The 18,025-nt window shown below is 60.5% G+C and carries 13 protein-coding genes and 2 pseudogenes; 7 read left to right on the top strand and 8 right to left on the bottom strand.

Annotation, left to right across the window (positions count from 1 at the left end):
• Positions 1–435: 435 nt before the first annotated feature.
• Positions 436–804: a hypothetical protein gene (locus ACX3P0_RS22295; RefSeq protein WP_459092015.1), complete on the bottom strand. Its 369-nt coding sequence runs from the start codon at positions 802–804 to the stop codon at positions 436–438.
• Here ACX3P0_RS22295 and ACX3P0_RS22290 point away from each other — a divergent pair.
• Both ACX3P0_RS22290 and ACX3P0_RS22285 read left to right on the top strand, forming a co-directional pair.
• A pseudogene (locus ACX3P0_RS22290) lies at positions 742–894 on the top strand (transposase domain-containing protein); the annotation flags it as partial. The gene ACX3P0_RS22295 and the pseudogene ACX3P0_RS22290 overlap by 63 nt on opposite strands.
• A gap of 267 nt (positions 895–1,161) precedes the next feature.
• Positions 1,162–1,533, top strand: coding sequence for a nuclear transport factor 2 family protein (locus ACX3P0_RS22285; RefSeq protein WP_459092013.1), 372 nt, complete (start codon positions 1,162–1,164; stop codon positions 1,531–1,533).
• A gap of 222 nt (positions 1,534–1,755) precedes the next feature.
• Here ACX3P0_RS22285 and ACX3P0_RS22280 read toward each other — a convergent pair whose 3' ends face one another.
• Positions 1,756–2,913, bottom strand: a complete 1,158-nt coding sequence (locus ACX3P0_RS22280) for a sulfite oxidase (protein WP_459092011.1) — start codon at positions 2,911–2,913, stop codon at positions 1,756–1,758.
• Positions 2,914–3,142: 229 nt separating this feature from the next.
• A complete protein-coding gene (locus ACX3P0_RS22275; RefSeq protein ID WP_459092009.1) occupies positions 3,143–3,349 on the bottom strand; it encodes a DUF680 domain-containing protein in 207 nt (68 codons plus the stop codon).
• A gap of 165 nt (positions 3,350–3,514) precedes the next feature.
• On the opposite strand from ACX3P0_RS22275, the gene ACX3P0_RS22270 reads away from it, so the two are divergent.
• Both ACX3P0_RS22270 and ACX3P0_RS22265 read left to right on the top strand, forming a co-directional pair.
• Positions 3,515–5,122 carry a bifunctional AfsR/SARP family transcriptional regulator/alpha/beta hydrolase gene (locus tag ACX3P0_RS22270; protein ID WP_459092007.1) on the top strand — a complete coding sequence of 536 codons (1,608 nt, stop codon included), beginning with the start codon at positions 3,515–3,517 and terminating at the stop codon, positions 5,120–5,122.
• A gap of 397 nt (positions 5,123–5,519) precedes the next feature.
• Positions 5,520–5,900 (top strand): selenium-binding protein SBP56-related protein, encoded by a 381-nt coding sequence (locus ACX3P0_RS22265; RefSeq protein ID WP_459092005.1) that lies wholly within the window; start codon positions 5,520–5,522, stop codon positions 5,898–5,900.
• Between the two features lie 44 nt (positions 5,901–5,944).
• On the opposite strand, the gene ACX3P0_RS22260 is transcribed toward ACX3P0_RS22265, so the two are convergent.
• The 4 genes from ACX3P0_RS22260 to ACX3P0_RS22245 all read right to left on the bottom strand — a co-directional run bounded on the left by ACX3P0_RS22260 (position 5,945) and on the right by ACX3P0_RS22245 (position 13,591).
• Complete coding sequence (locus ACX3P0_RS22260; protein ID WP_459092003.1) at positions 5,945–7,282, bottom strand: HlyD family type I secretion periplasmic adaptor subunit; 1,338 nt, start codon at positions 7,280–7,282, stop codon at positions 5,945–5,947.
• Entirely contained in the window at positions 7,279–9,453 is a 2,175-nt protein-coding gene (locus ACX3P0_RS22255) for a type I secretion system permease/ATPase (RefSeq protein WP_459092001.1), read from the bottom strand. The genes ACX3P0_RS22260 and ACX3P0_RS22255 overlap by 4 nt, the downstream gene beginning before the upstream one ends.
• A 22-nt stretch (positions 9,454–9,475) precedes the next feature.
• A complete protein-coding gene (locus tag ACX3P0_RS22250) occupies positions 9,476–11,626 on the bottom strand; it encodes a type I secretion protein (RefSeq protein ID WP_459091999.1) in 2,151 nt (716 codons plus the stop codon).
• 99 nt (positions 11,627–11,725) lie between these two features.
• A complete protein-coding gene (locus ACX3P0_RS22245) occupies positions 11,726–13,591 on the bottom strand; it encodes a hypothetical protein (RefSeq protein ID WP_459091997.1) in 1,866 nt (621 codons plus the stop codon).
• Positions 13,592–14,179: 588 nt separating this feature from the next.
• Here ACX3P0_RS22245 and ACX3P0_RS22240 point away from each other — a divergent pair.
• Together ACX3P0_RS22240 and ACX3P0_RS22235 are read left to right on the top strand one after the other, a co-directional pair.
• Complete coding sequence (locus ACX3P0_RS22240) at positions 14,180–14,662, top strand: hypothetical protein (RefSeq protein WP_459082788.1); 483 nt, start codon at positions 14,180–14,182, stop codon at positions 14,660–14,662.
• A gap of 102 nt (positions 14,663–14,764) precedes the next feature.
• Positions 14,765–15,118 (top strand): annotated as a pseudogene (locus tag ACX3P0_RS22235) (AMP-binding enzyme); the annotation flags it as partial.
• A 720-nt stretch (positions 15,119–15,838) separates the two neighbouring features.
• Here the strand turns inward: ACX3P0_RS22235 and ACX3P0_RS22230 are convergent.
• On the bottom strand, positions 15,839–17,509 hold the full coding sequence (locus ACX3P0_RS22230; RefSeq protein ID WP_459091995.1) for a winged helix-turn-helix domain-containing tetratricopeptide repeat protein: 1,671 nt from the start codon (positions 17,507–17,509) through the stop codon (positions 15,839–15,841).
• Between the two features lie 86 nt (positions 17,510–17,595).
• On the opposite strand from ACX3P0_RS22230, the gene ACX3P0_RS22225 reads away from it, so the two are divergent.
• Positions 17,596–17,949: a hypothetical protein gene (locus ACX3P0_RS22225; RefSeq protein WP_459091993.1), complete on the top strand. Its 354-nt coding sequence runs from the start codon at positions 17,596–17,598 to the stop codon at positions 17,947–17,949.
• Positions 17,950–18,025 lie beyond the last annotated feature (76 nt).

Genomic DNA, 18,025 nt, shown 5'->3' with positions numbered 1-18,025 from the left:
GCCGACATTTCCGCACCCGCCGAGCGTGGTATATTTGCCATACTCTCGTTGTACGTATGATCTCTTAAAGAGCGTTCAATTCAATCAAGAAAATTGTTTCAAAATTTCCATAGATGAACAGAATTTTTCTCCTGTAGATCGCGATTGGTACGATGTAATAACCATCTATTCTAAACGGTAGCGGCAACCTGCAACTGGAGGTCGGTTCATCGAGTTATCTAGCGTTGTCTATCGGCGCGGGCGACGCTTTCAAAGGCCGGCGCGTGGGCGGGGGCTTGGGGTGTCGCGCCGGCCCTTACGGTTTTCCTTGTGGGTTCGCCGCACTGTGAGAATGACATAGCCACAGGCGACACAATAGGGCGCATTGGTATCAGCCTATCCGTCGAAATGAGAAGGCCGGAGGTACATCGGCCTTCTCGCCCCCGCAGTGGAGAATTAACGGATGATTGGGCAGTGCGGGGCCTTGGCGAAGGTCACGTTGATGCGGTGACCATGCTTGCGCCCAGAGACGCGGATCGTGTGCCAGTTCTCGCTGCTGATGTGAGCGCGATGAACACCGATGCGCTGAGCCTTGTGCAGCGCCTTGCGCGGGGTGCAGGCGCGCCGATCCCAACGGGGGCCATGGCCATATCCGGCACTGTGATAGCCGAAGCTTGATCCGTGTGAACTGATCCCGAAATGGAAGCTGTCGGCCTGCGCAGTTGCCGGCACGGTAGCCAGGGTACCCAGGCCCAAAATTTCGGAAAGGGTCAGACGAACGCGGCCACCTCTACCACTGCAAAGATGAACGGCTTCGATCCCCATGCCTGGATGACCCAGACCCTCGAGCGCATCGCCAATCGCTGGCCCAACAGCCGGATCGACGAGCTCATGCCATGGAACTTCAGCCGCTAAACGGCCTCGGCTTGCCGCTTACGGATGATCTCCGTGGCAGGCGCTACTCTCGCGAGCATAATCACAATCTACTCCAGACACGCCCATTTTGTCCGTTCGAAAACTGTCCGGTGAGCGGAGTTCGCTTTGCTACGATCTTGGCTTATAATGAGCGCATGAACGATGCTCGAAGTTAACAATTGGGCCGGCCCGAGCGCTGATAGCCTATTCGGACGCCGAACATGTCCAAACAACATATCGATGATCCGATTGTACGGAGATCGCCGAATGGACATTCGATCGACACTAATGAAGCTGTGCGAAGCCTTCAATGCGCATGACCTCGATCGCATCATGACGTTCTTTGCTGACGACTGCGTTCTGGAGATGCCACGGGGTGCAAAGCCGTGGGGAACTCGCGTTGAAGGCAAGCAGAACGTGCGAGCAGCGCTGGCGACACGCTTTGAAGGTCTGCCTGATGTCCACTACGGCAACGAGGAGCATTTTGTGGATTCGGCTGCCGATACTGGCAGCTCCAAATGGACCCTCACGGGGACGAGCCGTGACGGAAAGAAAACCGAGGTTCGTGGTTGCGACTTCTATACGTTTCGCAATGGCAAGGTGATCCGCAAGGACTCATACTGGAAAATCATTGAGTGACATCGCATAGCTCTTGTTGCCCCGTTTTGCAGGCATCCCGCCTCCTATCAATCACATAGCGGTGCGTCCCCGTCGGCTTCGCTTCGGTCGAGCATCCTCCGGCAGCTGCCAATGCTTCCCTTTCATTGAGTACCGCGACGGACCAGTTCGCAACCTTGGTCCAAGCAATCGGCTTTCGCCATTCGAACGCCAGAAGTCGCCGGTCCTGCAGCGAAACGTTCCTCAGTGAATGCTGATACGACGCGTAATCTGACCGTTGCTCTCCCAATAGGTATGCTTCTTGGCGATAAAGGGATCGTCCATTGCGGGTTGGACCTGCCCTCCCGTACTGACCGCGCGCGAGGTGACGGTATGCTCCCCGGCGGAGGGCTTGGGCCAGTCGACGGACCACATCTTCCAAGCGAAGTCCGCCTTGTCGGTTTCGTCGATATCCGCCGGCATCCACGGCCCGTCGTCGACCTTCACCTCGACCCGGTCGATCGGCGCGCCCCAGGCGGCGCCGACAATCCGGTAGTCATTGCCGATGTGAGTGACCCGGGCCGGTGCCGATTTCAGCCGCGCCCGCCCGACAGAAGTTTCCACCCATACCGTCTCGCCGTTGTGGTCTTCCTCGCGGAGCGTGACATAGTCGCGTCCCATGAACCGGTTCTCGAAGCGCTCGTCACGCACGTCGATGCGCTTGAGCCATTTCGCGTTCGCGATCCCGTACCAGCCTGGCGCTATCAGCCGCAGTGGGAAGCCGTTATCAGGCGGCAAGGGAGTCCCATTCATCTCGTAGCAAAGGATGTTTTTTGGATCCATGGCATCGACGAGCGACATGCTGCGCGCGAAATTCTGCTTGAACTTGACCTTGTCGGCTCGCGTGATCTCGCCTTCGTCGATACCCCAGAAGACGACCTCGATGCCGCTATCGAGGACCCCGGCCTCCTGCAGGATCGGACCGAGCGGCGTGCCCGCCCAACGCGCATTGCCGACGCCGCCGTTGAAAAACGGGAGGCCAGTATTGCCCGAACACTCGACCGTGAACGTGACTTCCTGGCGCGGTCGAGCCTTGATGTCGGTGAGTGTCAGCGCCATCGGCTTTTTGACCGAGCCGCCGATTTCGAGCTTCCACGTGCTCGCGTCGATGACCGGCCGGTTGAAATGCGCGATTGAAAAAAACTTGTCGTTGGGTGTTACCCAGGAATCGAGGTCCTCCCAGACAAGCTGATTTTTGATCACCTCAGGAACCGGGTTTGGCGGCAGCTGATCAAGCCATTTGACAACTTCCTCGCCGGCCCGAATTGGAAAAGCGTGGGCAACCCGTGATTGAAAGAACGCCAATGCCGCGAGGGTCGCCCCACTCTGAGCGATGAATTCACGTCTGGGAAGGTAATTCATGATGACTTCTCCTCTAGTGAAAAGCTGAGTTCTCCTTCAGTGATGAATGCAATAGCGGCCGGAATCGCGCTAAGGAGAAGCCGGCCGAGGTGGCGAAGAAGCAATGGCAATATCGAGCGCGACGGCGAGGCAGAGCGACGCTCACCATTGTCGATCGAGGTTGCACCGGATGTGGGAGGTGACGCAGGCAGTTTGAGCGGCGGGCACGCCCGCCGCTTTAGAAATATGGTCAGTGCTCAAACTGCGGCTGGATTTTATTCGTTGCCCTGACATCCGGCTCGTCGACCGTGGCCGTTGTGCTGGGACTCATGGAAGCGGTGTACGAGTTGTCGACGACCGGTGAATTGAGGTCGTGGCCCGATCCAAAATGGTCACTTCCGGCAAAAGCGCTTCCGGCAGCAACTAGAAGGGCGGTTGCAAGAGCAATCTTTTTCATCATGAACTCCAGGGTTAGGTGGTTTCAGTGTTGTTTACTCTCCGCTGATCGAACGCGATCAACGGCGTGCAGGATGTTTGCGTTGCGTGTGAGCGACCATGGTAGCAAGCGTGGTAAAACCCCTGAAAAGTGTGGTATTTTCCGATAGGGGCAGTGGAGAGCGTAATGTCATCGCACATCCAGATCTCCCTTCTAGGCGAATTGCGCATCACACGGGACGGAAGGCAGCTCGATCTGCCACCCTCTAAAAAAACACGCGCGCTGCTCGCTTACTTGGTGCTTACCGATCGCCCGCATCGACGCGAGCGCTTGTGTGAGATTTTTTGGGAATTGCCTGACGACCCGCGCGGATCGCTGAGATGGGCGCTGAGCAAAATCCGGGCCGCGGTCGACCAGCCCGGCGTGGCGCATTTGAATGCCGATCGCGAACGTGTCTCGCTCATCCGAGATTCGGCGACAGTAGACTACCTCGAAATCGTCCGCCGGGTACAGGGCTCCTCGCCGGCCGTCACGCTCGACGAACTGCACCAAACGGTGAAGGCTTTGGCGCTGCCCCTGCTCGACGGACTAGATTTGCCGAAGCTTGATGCTTACCAGGCATGGCTAGCAGCGGAACGCGACGAGGCGGTGCAACTCCGTATCAAGGTGCTGCAACGCATCACCCTACATCCCGAAACCAGCGACCATGACGCGGTCAAATGGCTGCGCCACTGGCAAAATACAGATCCGATCTCAGAACAGGCTGCTGGCATTCTGATTCGAACGCTTAGACGGATCGGTCGTAGCGACGAAGCCGCCAAAGTGATGAGCAGCTACCACCGGATCGCCAGGGAAGCTGGCCTGCCGCCTGTCGGCGATTTGTCGGAACGCGGGCCCCCACCGATCGCGGCCGAGGCGGCAAGGACAGCGCGAGGTTTGCTGCAGCGTCAGTCGATCGGCTTCTGTCAGGCATCAGACGGGGTGAGTATCGCCTATGCGACCGTCGGCCGGGGGCCGCCTCTGGTCAAAGCCGCCAACTGGCTCAATCACCTCGAACTCGACTGGCAGAGCTTGATTTGGGGCAAGACTTTTCAGACGCTCTCCAATGGACACACGTTCATCCGCTATGATGAACGTGGCAACGGCCTTTCTGACTGGGACGTGGACGACATCAGCTTCGAGGCGTTCGTGCGCGACCTTGAAACCGTCGTCGACGCGCTCCGGCTGGAACGTTTTCCTCTACTTGGCATGTCGCAAGGCTGCGCGGTGTCGATCGCCTACGCGGTGCGCCATCCTGAGCGCGTCTCCGCGCTTATATTAATGGGTGGTTATGCGGCAGGCTGGCGCATCGGCTCCTCCTTGGAAGAGCAGGAGCGGCGTCAGGCCGTGTTGACCTTGACCAGGCTCGGCTGGGGCACCAACAATTCCGCCTACCGTCACATCTTCTCGCAGACTTTCATGCCCGATGGCACGCCGGACGAACTCGCCTGGTTCGACGAGTTCCAACGACAGACGACATCGCCGGACAACGCCGTCCGTTTCCAGAATGCTTTTGGCGACATCGACGTACGCGATCAATTGAGGCACGTGCGCGCACCGACCTTGGTGCTTCATGCACGCCACGACCAACGCATCACGCTGGAGCAAGGCCGGGAACTCGCCATCAGCATTCCGAATGCCCGCTTCGTCGTACTGGAAAGCCGCAGTCACATCATCCTGGGTCACGAACCTGCCTGGCCAGTATGCATGGAAGAACTCCAACGATTCCTCGCGGAGATCGAAGCCATCAGTTGATCGCTAACTCGATGGCACGGCCAGTCAGTGAGGAAGCGTGGATATCGTGAAATTGATCTTTTCGATGCCGGTGGCGCACGCAGTAATTCACTGACGACGACCGGACCTCGCCGCCAGACACTTGATTGGACACCGTCGCTCTCCGGTGCGAAAATCACACGTAAAGTCAATTTGGAGGACCAGGGCGCGGGGCTGCATCAACGATCAAGAGAAGGGGTTCATCATGGCAACCTGATCCTTCGTTCTATCCCTCGCCAAGAATGGCGGCCAAGGCGCCGCAAGAAACGCTGGCCTATGTGGCCGCCTTCGACCCCGACCGCGTGAAGCCGACGCGATAGCCGTGGTCGACGTCAACCCAAAATCTATTTCCTATTCTCGTATCGTCGGCTAGGTCGAGATGCCGAATGCGGGCGACGACTTGCACCATTCGGCTGGAACCCGTGTTCCTCCTGCCTATGCCCCAATGCGCCGCACCCGCATATGGAGCGGCGCTATCTGGTCGTACCGGCCTGCGATCCTCAAGGCTGCACATCATCGATGTCAAACCGGACCCAAGAAATCCGAAGACCGTGAAGGGTCATCGAGCCGAAGAGATCGCGAGAAGGCGAAATATTCGCGGTTGCACACCACCCATTGCGGTCCCGAAGGCATCTATGTGAACGCGCTCGGAAACGCCGAAGGCAGGGGGCCTGGCGGCATATTCCTGATCGATTCCAACAGTTTCGAGACGTTGTTGCAGGGATCAGGCTTGCCGGGTAGTGAGGTTGTAGACGCCTGACGGGATATGAACCTTTCGGTGGCGATCTGCCCGTACAAAGACCGTTATCGTTCGGTGAAGGCCCGCGACATGCTTTCGCGGATCGGCTTGGTCAGATAGTCGAGAAAAGTCCGTTCCGCCGTCTCGATCATCACGTCGACAGGCATGCCCGGCGTCGCGATAAAGCCCGGAATGCGGGCGAGTTCGCTGGGCGACAGGCGCACGCGGGCCAGATAGACTTCCTGGTTGGGAATGGTCGCGTCCGACAGCGCGTCGGCCGAAACGTAATAGACATCGCCGTTCAGCACGGGCGTGGTGCGCCGGTTAAGCGCGACCAGCCGTACTGTCGCCTTCTGGCCGGGCTTCACCGCATCGATGTCCTTGCGCTGGATCTGGGTTTCGATGATCAGCGGCACGTCCGAGGGCAGGATCTCCAGGATCTTCTTGCCGCTTTCGATGACGCCGCCCGATGTATGATAATACATCCGCACCACGGTGCCCGAGACCGGCGCGTTGATCGTCGAGCGCTGGGTGATGTTCTTCGCCTGTAGCACCTCCTGACGGATCGCGTCGAGGTCGCCCTGGCTGCTCTGCAATTCATCGAGCGCCTTCTGGTTCAGTTCCGTCACCGTCTGGTTGATCTGCTGATGGAATTTCTCGATCTGGGAATTCGTTTCCGATACTTCCGAATCGAGCCGCCCGATCTGCCCTTCGGCATCGGCCATAGCGCGCTGGATGGCGTTGACCTCCGGCCTGCGGATCAGTCCCTGCTCGAGAAGCTGCAGCTTGCCGGCGTATTCCTGCTTGAGATAATCGAGCTGCTCGGCCATCGACGTGCTTTGACGCTGAAACCCCTCGGTCCGGAATTTCAGCGATTCCATGTTCAGCTTGAGCAGGTCCGTCTCGCTGTCGATCCGGTTGCGGGCCGACCGGAAGCTGGCAAGCTGCCCGTCGACGATCGCCTTGACGTCGCTGTCGGTGGCATTTCCAGTAACGATGGCGGGAAAGGCGATTTCCGACTTGTCGGCGACCTGGGCCTTCAGCCGCGCCACGTTTGCCTCCAGCCGCACCTGCCGCAGGAACAGTTGCCGCTGCTTCACCTGGGCGGCGATGCCGTCGAGGCGGATCAGTGCCTCGCCGGCGGTGACATGGTCGCCCTCGTTGACGAGAATGTCCTGGATGATGCCACCCTCCAGGTGCTGGACCACCTTATTTTCACCCGTCGCCACGAAGCTGCCGGCGGTCACGACGGCTGCGGCCAGCGGCGCGGTTGCGGCCCATGTGCCGAAGCCGCCGAACGCCGCCACCACCAGGATCAGGCCGACAACCGCGTGCTTGTGGATCGAGCGCGGCACATTGCTGTACCATTCGATGTCGTGGACTTCGGCGATGCTCGTATTCACGATACTGCCTGTGCCGGTTGGTGGCCGACGGCATTGCGCGTATTGGCGGCGTTCAAGGGCGCAAGCGCCTTAAGGACTTCCTGCCGGACGCCGAACATCGATACCGTGCCGTTGGCAAGCAACAGGATCTTGTCGACGCAATTGAGCAGCGACGGCCGCTGGGTGATGGTGATGACGGTGATTTTTTCCTGCCTGGCATGATCGAGCGCCCTGAGCAGGGCGGCATCGCCGGTGCCGTCGAGATTGGAATTGGGTTCGTCCAGCACGACGAGCCGAGGGGTGCCGAAGAAGGCGCGCGCCAGTGCGATGCGCTGTTTCTGCCCGCCCGACAGCGGCGAACCGTCGCCGGCGACGATGGTTTCATAACCTTGCGCGAAGGTCGAGATCAGTTCGTGCACGTCGGCCAGCATGGCGGCCTTGTAGATGTCGTCGTCGCTGGCGTCGTCGCGCATGCGGCCGATATTGGCCTTGATGGTGCCGGGAAACAGCTGCACGTCCTGCGGCAGATAGCCGATGTTTTCGCCGAACTGGCGCTGGTCCCAGTTGCGCAAATCCATCAGGTCGAGGCGCACATTGCCCGACGTAGGCAGGATCGAGCCGACCAGCATCTTGCCGAGCGTCGTCTTGCCTGCGCCGCTATCGCCAATGATCGCCAGCGATTCGCCCGGCGACATTGTGAAGGTTATGCCGTTCAGCACGACACGCTTGGTGCCCTGCGGTACGAACAACAGCCGCTCGACGTCGAGCTTGCCTTGCGGGCGCGGCAGCTTTAAGCGCTCGAAATTCAAGGGTGAGGCCCGCAACAGGGCGGCGATCCGCTGATAGGCCGAACGGGTGTTGATGAACTGGTGCCAGCCCTCGATGGCGCCTTCGACAGGGGCCAGCGCCCGTCCGGCGATGATCGAGGCGGCGATTACCATGCCGCCGGTCAGTTGCCCTTCCAGCGACAGATAGGCGCCCCAACCGAGCATGGCGACCTGCGCCAGCATTCGCACCGCCTTGGACATGGAAGCGGCGATAACGTTGCGGTCCTGCGCCACCACCTGTGCCTTGAGCGAGCCGGCGGTATCGCGGCCCCATATCTTGACGGCTTCCGGGATCATCGCCAGCGCGTTGATGATCTGGGAATTGCGCGCCATGGAGTCGAGGTGAAGGTTGGCCTTGCTCTGGAAATTGCCGGCCTCGTGGAACGGTGCCTCTGTCGCCCGCTGGTTGAAGAAGGCGATGACCAGTAGCAGCAAGGCGGCCAGCACGACGATGTAACCAAGGTCGGGATGCACCAGGAAAACCGCCAGCATGAACAGCGGGGTCAGCGGCGCATCGAGGAACGATAGCAACGTGCCCGACACCAGGAAGGCGCGCAATTGCTGGAGGTCGCCCAGCGTCTGGTACTCGCGCCCGTTGCTGTTGAGCGAAGCCCGTGCCGCGGCACCGAGGATGGGTGCGCCAAGCTGGGCGGCGACCTCGACAGCCGTGCGCATCAGGATGAAGCGGCGGACGGCGTCGAGCACGGCGTTTAAGATGACAGCACCAGCGATCAGGATGGTCAGCATGATCAGCGTGTCGGTCGAGCGGCTGGTCAGCACCCGGTCGGATATCTGGAACAGATAGACAGGGATCGCCAGCACAAGGACGTTGGTGGCGAGCGTGAAACCCATAACGACAAGAAGATTGCGCCGTACCGCATGGATGCCCGCGTTCAGATTGTCGGCGAGGTTGATTGCGCCAAGGCGGCGATGGAAAACGCCGCCGCCGCCAGCGGCCATTTGATTGCCCTGTTCACGGATCTTCGGTATCGCGCGCTTGACCTCGATCGGCCCGCTGTCGCCTTCGATCGATTTGAGCGTGCCGGCCGGAATGGTCCCCGCTGGAATTTCCTTGCCTGGCCGACCGCTGTCCGTCCTCTCCACTACTTCGACCTCGGCGGCGGGCGTGGATCCGGCGGGCGCATCCGGCTCCACATCGAGCGGTCGGAAGAAGATCGGCCTTGCCGTTCGCCTCAGTTCGGCGGCGGCCTCGTCGATCTCAGCCATGAATGAAGCGAACCGTCCATCGATATCCCTCAGGTCCGACGCAGCCTTCGATGCCGTGCTGTCCGCCGGCGATTGCGCGGCCTCATCAGTGCCCGTCGCCGGCGGCATATGGGGAGTAGAGTTCACATGTCTGTTCATTGCCGTCCCGGAATATTGGTCGTCAGGAAACGACGGATTGCATGATGTCGCTGTGGGCGGAGTGGACGCCGACATCATCCCTGAGATGCGAGAACGAGTCCTCGGGAGTGGTCTTGATCATGTCGTCACTGAGAAAGGCCACGGCCTCGTTGACCAGATGGTCCGCGTCCTTGATTTGCAGCCCGTGGTCGGTGCGGATGACGTCGGTCTGCACCAGCAGTTCGTCCGAGTAGTGGTCGCCGCCGAAATAGGTCTTGCCGGACGGATCGACGTCGATGATCTGCGCCGAATTGACCAGGGTGTTGGAGCCGGTGGTGATCGTCCAATCAGCGTTCAAATCCGCCTGAGCCGCCGAATTCATTGCCAGCGCGACATGGTCGGCGTCGCCCAGCACATTGGTCTGGCTCACATATTGCAGATCGTAGATGCTGCCTGAAATGTAGAGCACCCGCAGCCCCTCGAGCCCCTGAAAGGCGCTGTCCTGAAGCACGCTCGCCGGCAACATCTTGCCACCGGCTGCGAAACCATGCAGCGCGTCGTAGAAGCCGCTTGGCAGCGCGCCCGTCATGTCGTGGTCGATGCTGGTGATTTTCGCGTCGTTCCACAGCAAGTTGTCACTGGCCGACACCGAACCCTGGCCGGAGGTGTGGAAGCCGGTAAGCGCGCCCACGACGTCGTCGTCGAGTAGCACGTTGGTCTGGGTGATGATGTTGGCGTCGTAGTAATTTCCGCCGACCAGGATGAGATCGTAGTATTTGCCGAGATCGGCAAGCGAGAGGTCGTTGAAACCCTGATTTTCGCCCATGCCGACTCTCATCGTCACGCCGGACGAGGAGGCGACGACGCTGGTGTCGTTGTCGAGCACGAAATTGAGTTGCTGGACCCAGTTCAGCGAAACGAAGTCGCCGTGGATTTCGGTGATCGCCCACGCCTTGGGAAATCCCAACTGCGCCGGATCGTTCGACGCGGCGGCACCGCTTTCGGTGTCGATATGCTGCATCTGGGCGATGTTGAAAGCCGCCGTGGTGGCGCTCTGCGCGGCGTTGCCCCAGCCGCTCAGGCTGGCGCCGATGGAATCGGAATCGCTCCAGGCGTTGACCTGGATGATAGCGTTCAGCTCAAAGTGGTTACCGGCCACCGCGAAGACATTGCCTTCCAGCGCCTCATTGACCAGCGTCGCTGAATTCCACAGCACATTGCTGCCGGCGCCGATTTCGACCGAGGTGGGGCCGGAGATTTCGCCCTGCCCGTGAACCGTCTCGCCGGTTGCGGTCGAACCCACACCCTGTATCTGGTGATTGCCGCCCGGCAGCGGTTCGGCGGGCGTATCCGCAGCGTCCCTGACGAGCGGCGATGCGGCCGGAAGCACATCGTCCAGCTTCGGAGCCTCGTCGAATATCCGGCCGTTGATATAGATCGCGTCGGCTTCCGGCTCGCTAATGAGCGAGACATCCGCATGAACGGAAATGCCATCGGCGGAACTGAAGGGAGAAAAAGGATCGTCGGCATTTTGTGCCTGCGCTGCCTCTATGCCGGCGGCAAAGGCGTTCAGCGACGCGGCAGCATCGGTAATGAACGTGCCGATGTCTTCCGCCGCCCCGAAGGTGGCGGCACCGATGGGGCTGAATTGCGAGGCGTCGTCCAGCAAGGCGTCGAGCGCGAGGGCAGGCATGCCGATCGCATGGAAGGCCACGGCGTTCGTGCCGACATTGACGAAATCATTGTCGGAAAGATTGTTGATTTGCGAGATATGCACGGCGACTGAGCCCGGCGGCGTCAGCTCGACGATCCGCATGCTCGACAGGAAATCCCGCAGCAATGGCGGCGCTGCATATTGCGGATAAATCACCGGCGGCGTCGCGCCTGCCACAGGGATTTCCGGCATCGCGTAGGCCACGCTGGTGACGACCTTCAGCGGCACGATCGCGGGTGCGGCGGGCACATAGTGCAGGCCAGGGTCCGGATCGTTGAAATCATAAGGCGATTGAAAAGTGACCTGGGTGTGGTCGTGCTGATCCGGGGGCGCTTCCCGCGCCTGCAAAGCCTTGAATTCAAGGTAGTCGTTACGCAGTCGCGCCTGCTCCGTCTCTATCTGGAACAACCCGATGAAGTGGGCAATCGCCTCGGTGATCTTGTCCAAATGCACGGAACCGTTCTCCGATTGCTGCTGCATTTTCCGACGAATGGGGCATTTATCGATCAGTATGGGCTACGCGGGATTTCCCGCGTAGCCCGGCTCTCAGGCTCCGCTTGCGCGGAACGTTCGAAGCGCTCAGGAACCGCTATGGTCCATCTGGTCGTAGTTGCCGCCCACGACTGTCTGGCTCAGCAGGTTTTCCATCATGTTGGCGCCCATCACGATGCTCTGGTTGAAGGCGCTGGTGTCGACGATGGCGTCCGCGTGGGCTTCCGACAGGCCGTTGACGTAGCTGTCATGACCGTTGTTGGAACCCCATGTTCCGCCATCGCCGCCGTAGCCGCCATCGCCGTTGGTGATGATGCCGCCTGCGCCGCCGTCACCGCCGTTGCCGCCCATGGATGCGCCGCCGGTTCCGTCGCCCGCGACCGGTACGACGATGGTATCGCCGCTCCAGGCAAAGCCGCCTTGGCCGCCCGCGCCGCCGACGCCCGCACCGGTTCCTTCGCCCATGCCCGTGCCGGCGCCGAGACCCAGCGCACCGCCGCCCGCACCTGCCATGCCGCCGGCACCGCCGTCACCGACATCGCCGCCGCGCCCAAGGCCGAGGCCGAGGGACAGCGCGTCGCCGGCATCGCCGGAACTGGCGTTACCGCTGTCGCCACCCTGGCCGTTGCCGAGGCCGAGGCCATTAGCGTCGCCGCTGTCGCCGCCATTGGCATTGCCGCTGTCGCCGCCGGTGCCCGCGCCGTTGCCGGCACCCGAGCCCGCACCATTGCCACCGGCACCGCCGGTTGCCTGCCCGGCGTCGCCGACCACGCCGACGCCGACACCGATCAGGCCAAGACCCAGACCGAGCGCGCCGCCGCCATCGGCACTGGCGTTGCCGCCGTCGCCGCCTTCGCCATTACCGGCGCCGAAGCCGATACCGGCCGCATCGCCACCATTGCCGCTGTCGCCGTTGCCGGCGTCGCCGCTGCCTGCCGCGCCGAGGCCGATGCCGGCCGCGTCGCCGCCATTGCCGCTGTCGGCATTGCCGCTATTGCCGCCGTCGGCACCCGAAAGCCCTGCACCGAAACCGGTGCCGCCATCGCCGTTCTGGTCGCCGCCATTGGCATTGCCGCCGTTACCGCCGGTGGCACCACCTTCGCCAAGTCCGACACCGAGTCCGAGACCGAGGCCGGTTCCGGCTCCACCGGCAGCACCTGTGCCACCGGTTGAATCGCCGCCGCGTGCGGCACCGAGCGCACTGCCGCCGATGCCGATGCCGCCCAAGCTGTGGCCTTCGCCGCCTTGGCCGCCATTGGCCGTGCCATTGCCGCCACCGCCGCCGCCATCAGCGCCGGCGGTGATGCCGGGACCAGCTGTCGCATAGCCGCCATTGGCATCGCCGTTCTGCTCGAAGGTTCCGTCATTCGACAGGTTCGCGCTGCCGAGATGGTCGTTGTCGTCCAGATTGTTCACCTGGGCGACCGACAGGGCGGAATCGTTGCCCTCGCCGTTCAGCGAGCCATTCAGGAAATCGTTGAACGAGGCGCCGTCGCCGGGGTTGTAGAAGATCTGGCCGTCATGATTGACCAGCAGCTTGTCGATTTGCGAGCCCCCGTCGAGCCTAACGTCGGTGACGTCGCGGTTGCTCGGCGCGTAGCCGGAAAGGTCGAGCCCGACATCGACATTCACATGCGTGTCCGACGTATTGGTGTTCGAGTTCGTATTGCTGCTCGTGTTATTGTTGGTGCTCTCGTTCATCGACTTGTTCAAATTGGCGTTCAGATTGCCGTTGGCATTCAGGCTGGCATTGCCGTTGAGGTTGAGGTTGCCATTACCGTTGGCATTTTCATTGTCGGAATGGCTGGATTGGTATTGGCCCTGCCCTTGCCCTTGGGCCTGAAGTTCAGCCTGCAACTGTGCCTGGGCCTCAGCCTGGCCTTGGCCCTGATCCTGGCTTTGATCCTGACTCGGATCGAATTGATAGCTTGAGCTATGCGTATCTCTAGACATCGTCGCACCTCATGTTGGAAGCCGTTCCAGCATGACCCCGTTCATCTGTCAGTGGGCCTTGAGCCGGGCGGGCGGTTGCACAAACGAGGGAGAACCAGGCTTGCCGCATGCATTACAAATCGGCAGGCACCGAGCCCAAAAGCTCGATCAAGTCGAAATCCTCCCGCAGTGAAAAACGGCCATCATCCGGTTCAGCGTGTTCAGACACCCGACCGGGCACAAGCCGGGCCGGGAACGGAAGGCACTGAAATCAGAAGCATGTCCGTGTCCCGGATCACCCGAGACGGTCGCAGCGTGGGCGGGAAGGCGGCTCGCGCCTAGCTGCACATTCTAGCTAGATCCTAGCTAAATCGCTGATGACAAGGTGTGGAAGCCTACGCCTGTTAGCGGAAACTTGAGCTGATCTCCAACGCCGAACGATGTAGCCCGTCCGTATGGCGACGCGAGTCGGGCCAGATGTCACCGGCGGCCCCGAACAATATTGCCGCCGCCTCGGTTTTCTGGATAGGATCGGCCCGGTCACGAATGGCACGCGGCCCGCCGAGTTTCATTCCCCGCTAAGGTTCACGCCCCGCTAAGGTCCACGCTATGCAGAGCTTTCAGCAGATACTGCTTCTGATCGGCCGGTTGAACTACACGTGGACCAATACGGAGAGCCTGCTCATCCACCTGATCGCGGGCCTGGCTCGGGTCGACAAAGAAACCGCTATCGTCATCTTCCTGACGCTCAACACGACGCGGGCGCGGATCGACCTGGTGGAAAGGCTCGCCAAACTGGCCAAGACACCCGAACAATGTCGGACGGATGTTCTCGCGCTGCTCGAACGCTTGAACCAGCAATCGAAACTGCGGAATAAATACAATCATTGCATTTATTCGTTCGACGACAAGGGCGATATTTCTCACACACAGCTTATGCGCATATTCGACGGGAAGGACTCGATAAAGTATGGCAAGATCGAGGCTTTGGACGGTGCCGAGGTTACGCGCATTTCCGAGTGCATCGAGGATATCGCCGACGTGAACAGAAAGATCTGGGGCGTCGTGCACGAGAACGGATTTCCACAGTAGGTAGCGTTTCTGGTGTCGCCGCTATGCTATTTCTGCCGGCCATGATCGTAGGTTCCGCGTTGAACCAGCGAAGCGTCTAGCCCTCCTCGCATCGAATCCGCTATAGCTAATGCCCTGGTTGCCCAGGTGTCGGAGGCGGCGGTCGTCGGCTACCCGCACGACATCAAGGGCCAGGGCATCTACTGCTACGTCACGCTGGTTGAAGGCGAGCAATCGAGCGAAGCGTTGTGCAAGGAACTGATCCATCACGTACGCAAGGAGATCGGCGCCATTGCCACGCCCGACAAGATCCAGTTCGCGTCAGCCTTGCCCAAGACGCGTTCGGCCAAGATCATGCGCCGTATCCTGCGCAAGATCGCCGAGGACGAATTCAGCGCGCTGGGCGATACATCGACGCTGGCCGACCCGAGCGTCGTCGACGACCTGATCGCCAACCGCCAGAACAAGCGGGCGTGAGGCGGCAGGGTAGAGCGTGTTAACCCACGGATTTAACCGCAAGGGTCATCGTTATATATGCGAGAGGCGGAGTGGCCGGCTCGTTCCCCATTCCGAACACGGACGTACGAAAAGCGAAACCAATTTTTGGGAAAATCAGGCCTTAACATCGATAAGACCTCTGGTCGTAGTCACTGCAGGTCGCCCAGACACATTCTATCCACCGCCGGCGGTACGGCTGATCGTGTCCGAGTGGCCAGATGAGGGGGCGATCTTGGCTTTAACGTCTACAAAGGGGTCTCACCGGAATGACTGCTTATCGGTAACTTCGCCCCGAAAGCTGCCATTCCGTTCTCGGCCCCAATGCTGCCGAGCAGCAATGCGCCCAATCTCGGTCATTCCAGCGACCGTCCCCGATCCTGAAAACCGCCATTCGCGCACGGTGTGGATCTAAGTTATGCACACGTGCGTGCGCGGCCCTCGGGGACAGTGCGTGCGCGGCCCTCGGGGGACGACACGATGCAGCTTGAGCGTGCCCTCATCAAAAACTTCTGGTCACTCTGCGATGCCCCGGCCGAAATGTCCGCTTATATCGTAGGGATACCGCTGCCGCTCAAGACATGGTTGAGATTATCGACGCATCGCTGGCGCAAGTTTTCGAGATAGGCGCAAGCGAGGGGTCGGATATCGAGAAACCCTCCGATCCGACGCACAGTCTTTTCCTTGAGGCCCTGTCGGCCATTACTCCGGCAACCCCGCTATCCGCATGTGTTCGATCCAGCGGTCGAGGCTTCCGCTTGCGGTCCAAATCTTTTCCCATTTCCTGCGTTCTTCACGGATGGATTCGCCGGGCGAGTTCTGGAGGAAAATCGCAAGCGCTTGCTTTGCCTCCCGCTCGTTTCCCAGGCAGGCGTGGATCCCGGCAAGCATTCGGTGTGCGCCGCTCGGGATTCTGGACATTTTGCGCATCGCCGTCAGCGCAGCCCCGCAATCTTTCTTTTCCCAGCGCGCCCAGCCCATCTGCCAGTGGAACCAGTCAGGGTGGAAAGGATCGAGGCCCATAGCCTGCTCGATCCGGTCGATCGCTTCGTCCGTACGGCCAACATAAAGCAGCAGATCTGTACTCTGGACCAAGCTGTTCGAGTTGCTGGGATTTAGGGTGATCGCCTGATCGTACCGGGCAAGGGCCTGCTCGACCTCTCCGGCTTCGGTGTGAATGCTCGCGCGGACATGATGTGCTGCAGCATCGTCCGGAGCGAGTAGGACTGCTCTGTCGGCATTTTCGGCAGCGCGCTTCAATGCCTCGTCCCGGTCGTACTCCTCCGCGTGCCATCCGAAAACTGCGGCATGGCGGTAATGCCAAGCCAGCCCGATATAGCCGAACTGGGAGTTCGCATCCGCTTCGATCGCCTTGAGGTTCAATTGCCGCAGCAGCGCGTTCCCCGCGGCAGAGAAATCTCTTCGGATCTCAGCAATCCCCACCAGGTGATAGTGAAGCGCGCTGACCTGTGCAGCGTCGCTTTTTGGCAGGGGGCGCTCGATCCTCCGTCCGATCCGATCGGCAAGCGTACGAATGATGTCTTCCTGGATAACGAAGAGATCGCCAATCTCCCGGTTGTAGGTGTTGGCCCAGAGATGCGAACCGTCATGCGCATTCAGCAACTGGGCGGTCACTTTCAGTCGATCTCCGATCTTCTGTTGGCTGCCTTCGAGCAGGTAGTCGACGCCGAGTTCATCTCCGATCTGCCTGGTGTCAACTGGCTGGCTGCGGTACCTGAAGCTCGAGTTACGCGCTATGACGGCATAGGTCTTGCTCCGCGAAAGCTCGGTGATGATCCCCTCGGCGACGGCATCGCTGAGATATCCCACGTCCGCACCGGTACTCATGTCGTCGAAGGCAAGTACCGCAATCCTCGGCACGTCGGACGGAGGTATCGTCGCGGAGTGCCACGCCGCGCCGTAATATGCGCCTAGCGCCGTGACGAGAACGATTGCAGCAACGATGAAGCCGCGCTTCGAGGAACGCATCCTGGCTTGTTCCGTGTCGGCTGGGGCGCTTGGGTCAGCCGCGTCCGATGAATCGACATTCAGCCGGTAGCCGCGCTTGGGGAGAGTATCAACGATCAAATGCTCGTCGTCGCGCATCGCGCGGCGAATATCGGCGATGCATTGGGTGAGACTGTCGTCGGTCACAAAGGTATCGGGCCAAACCGCCTGCATCAGCGCATCTTTTGAGACAATCTCGCCCGGGCGCGCGGCGAGCACTGAAAGCACTTCGGCAGACTGGCTGCGAAGGTCGATCGCCTGTCCTTCAACCGTCTGGAGCTGGTTGCTTTTCGTCAGGAAGACAAAACCGCGAAACGTGATCGTTTCAGCAGATTTCGGGTCAATTTCAGGAGCCTTTCGGGACATTTCACCCTCTTGGCGCGCTTCCTACCCTAACCAATTCGACATTCGCTTCCAAAGCGATCCTAGCACCGGATTGGAAGGAGGAAGACATGAATCGCACCAAGCTCATCATCGCTCTCGCACTTCTTTCGGCCGCGCAAACGGCTGCAAAAGCAGATTCCCGCATCGCGAGATTATGTGGCCCTGACCATATCAATGAGGCTGCCGCGGAAGACGACGTCCGTCCCAATCCCGACGGCTATTACGTCGCCAGCCTCAGGGAGCAAGTCAGCGGCGGCGACGCTCGCATTGTTTTGAGTACCCGCGATGAATTCTATATCTGCACCCGACCGGCCGCGACTCCCGACATGGACACGACGAAAGCGCTGTTGCTGATGGGCGAACGCACTGTGAAGTACCTCTTCGTGCCAGTCATTCGGCGCGACACGCGCTCATCATTCTAAATCGCTCCAATCGTATCACGCTGGCGCTAGTGTCACTATCGCGCTCATGCTTCTCGCGCCGACCAACTGGGCGATG

The sequence above is a fragment of the Mesorhizobium sp. A556 genome, from assembly GCF_054489545.1.
This window is presented reverse-complemented; position numbering and strand designations above follow the sequence as displayed.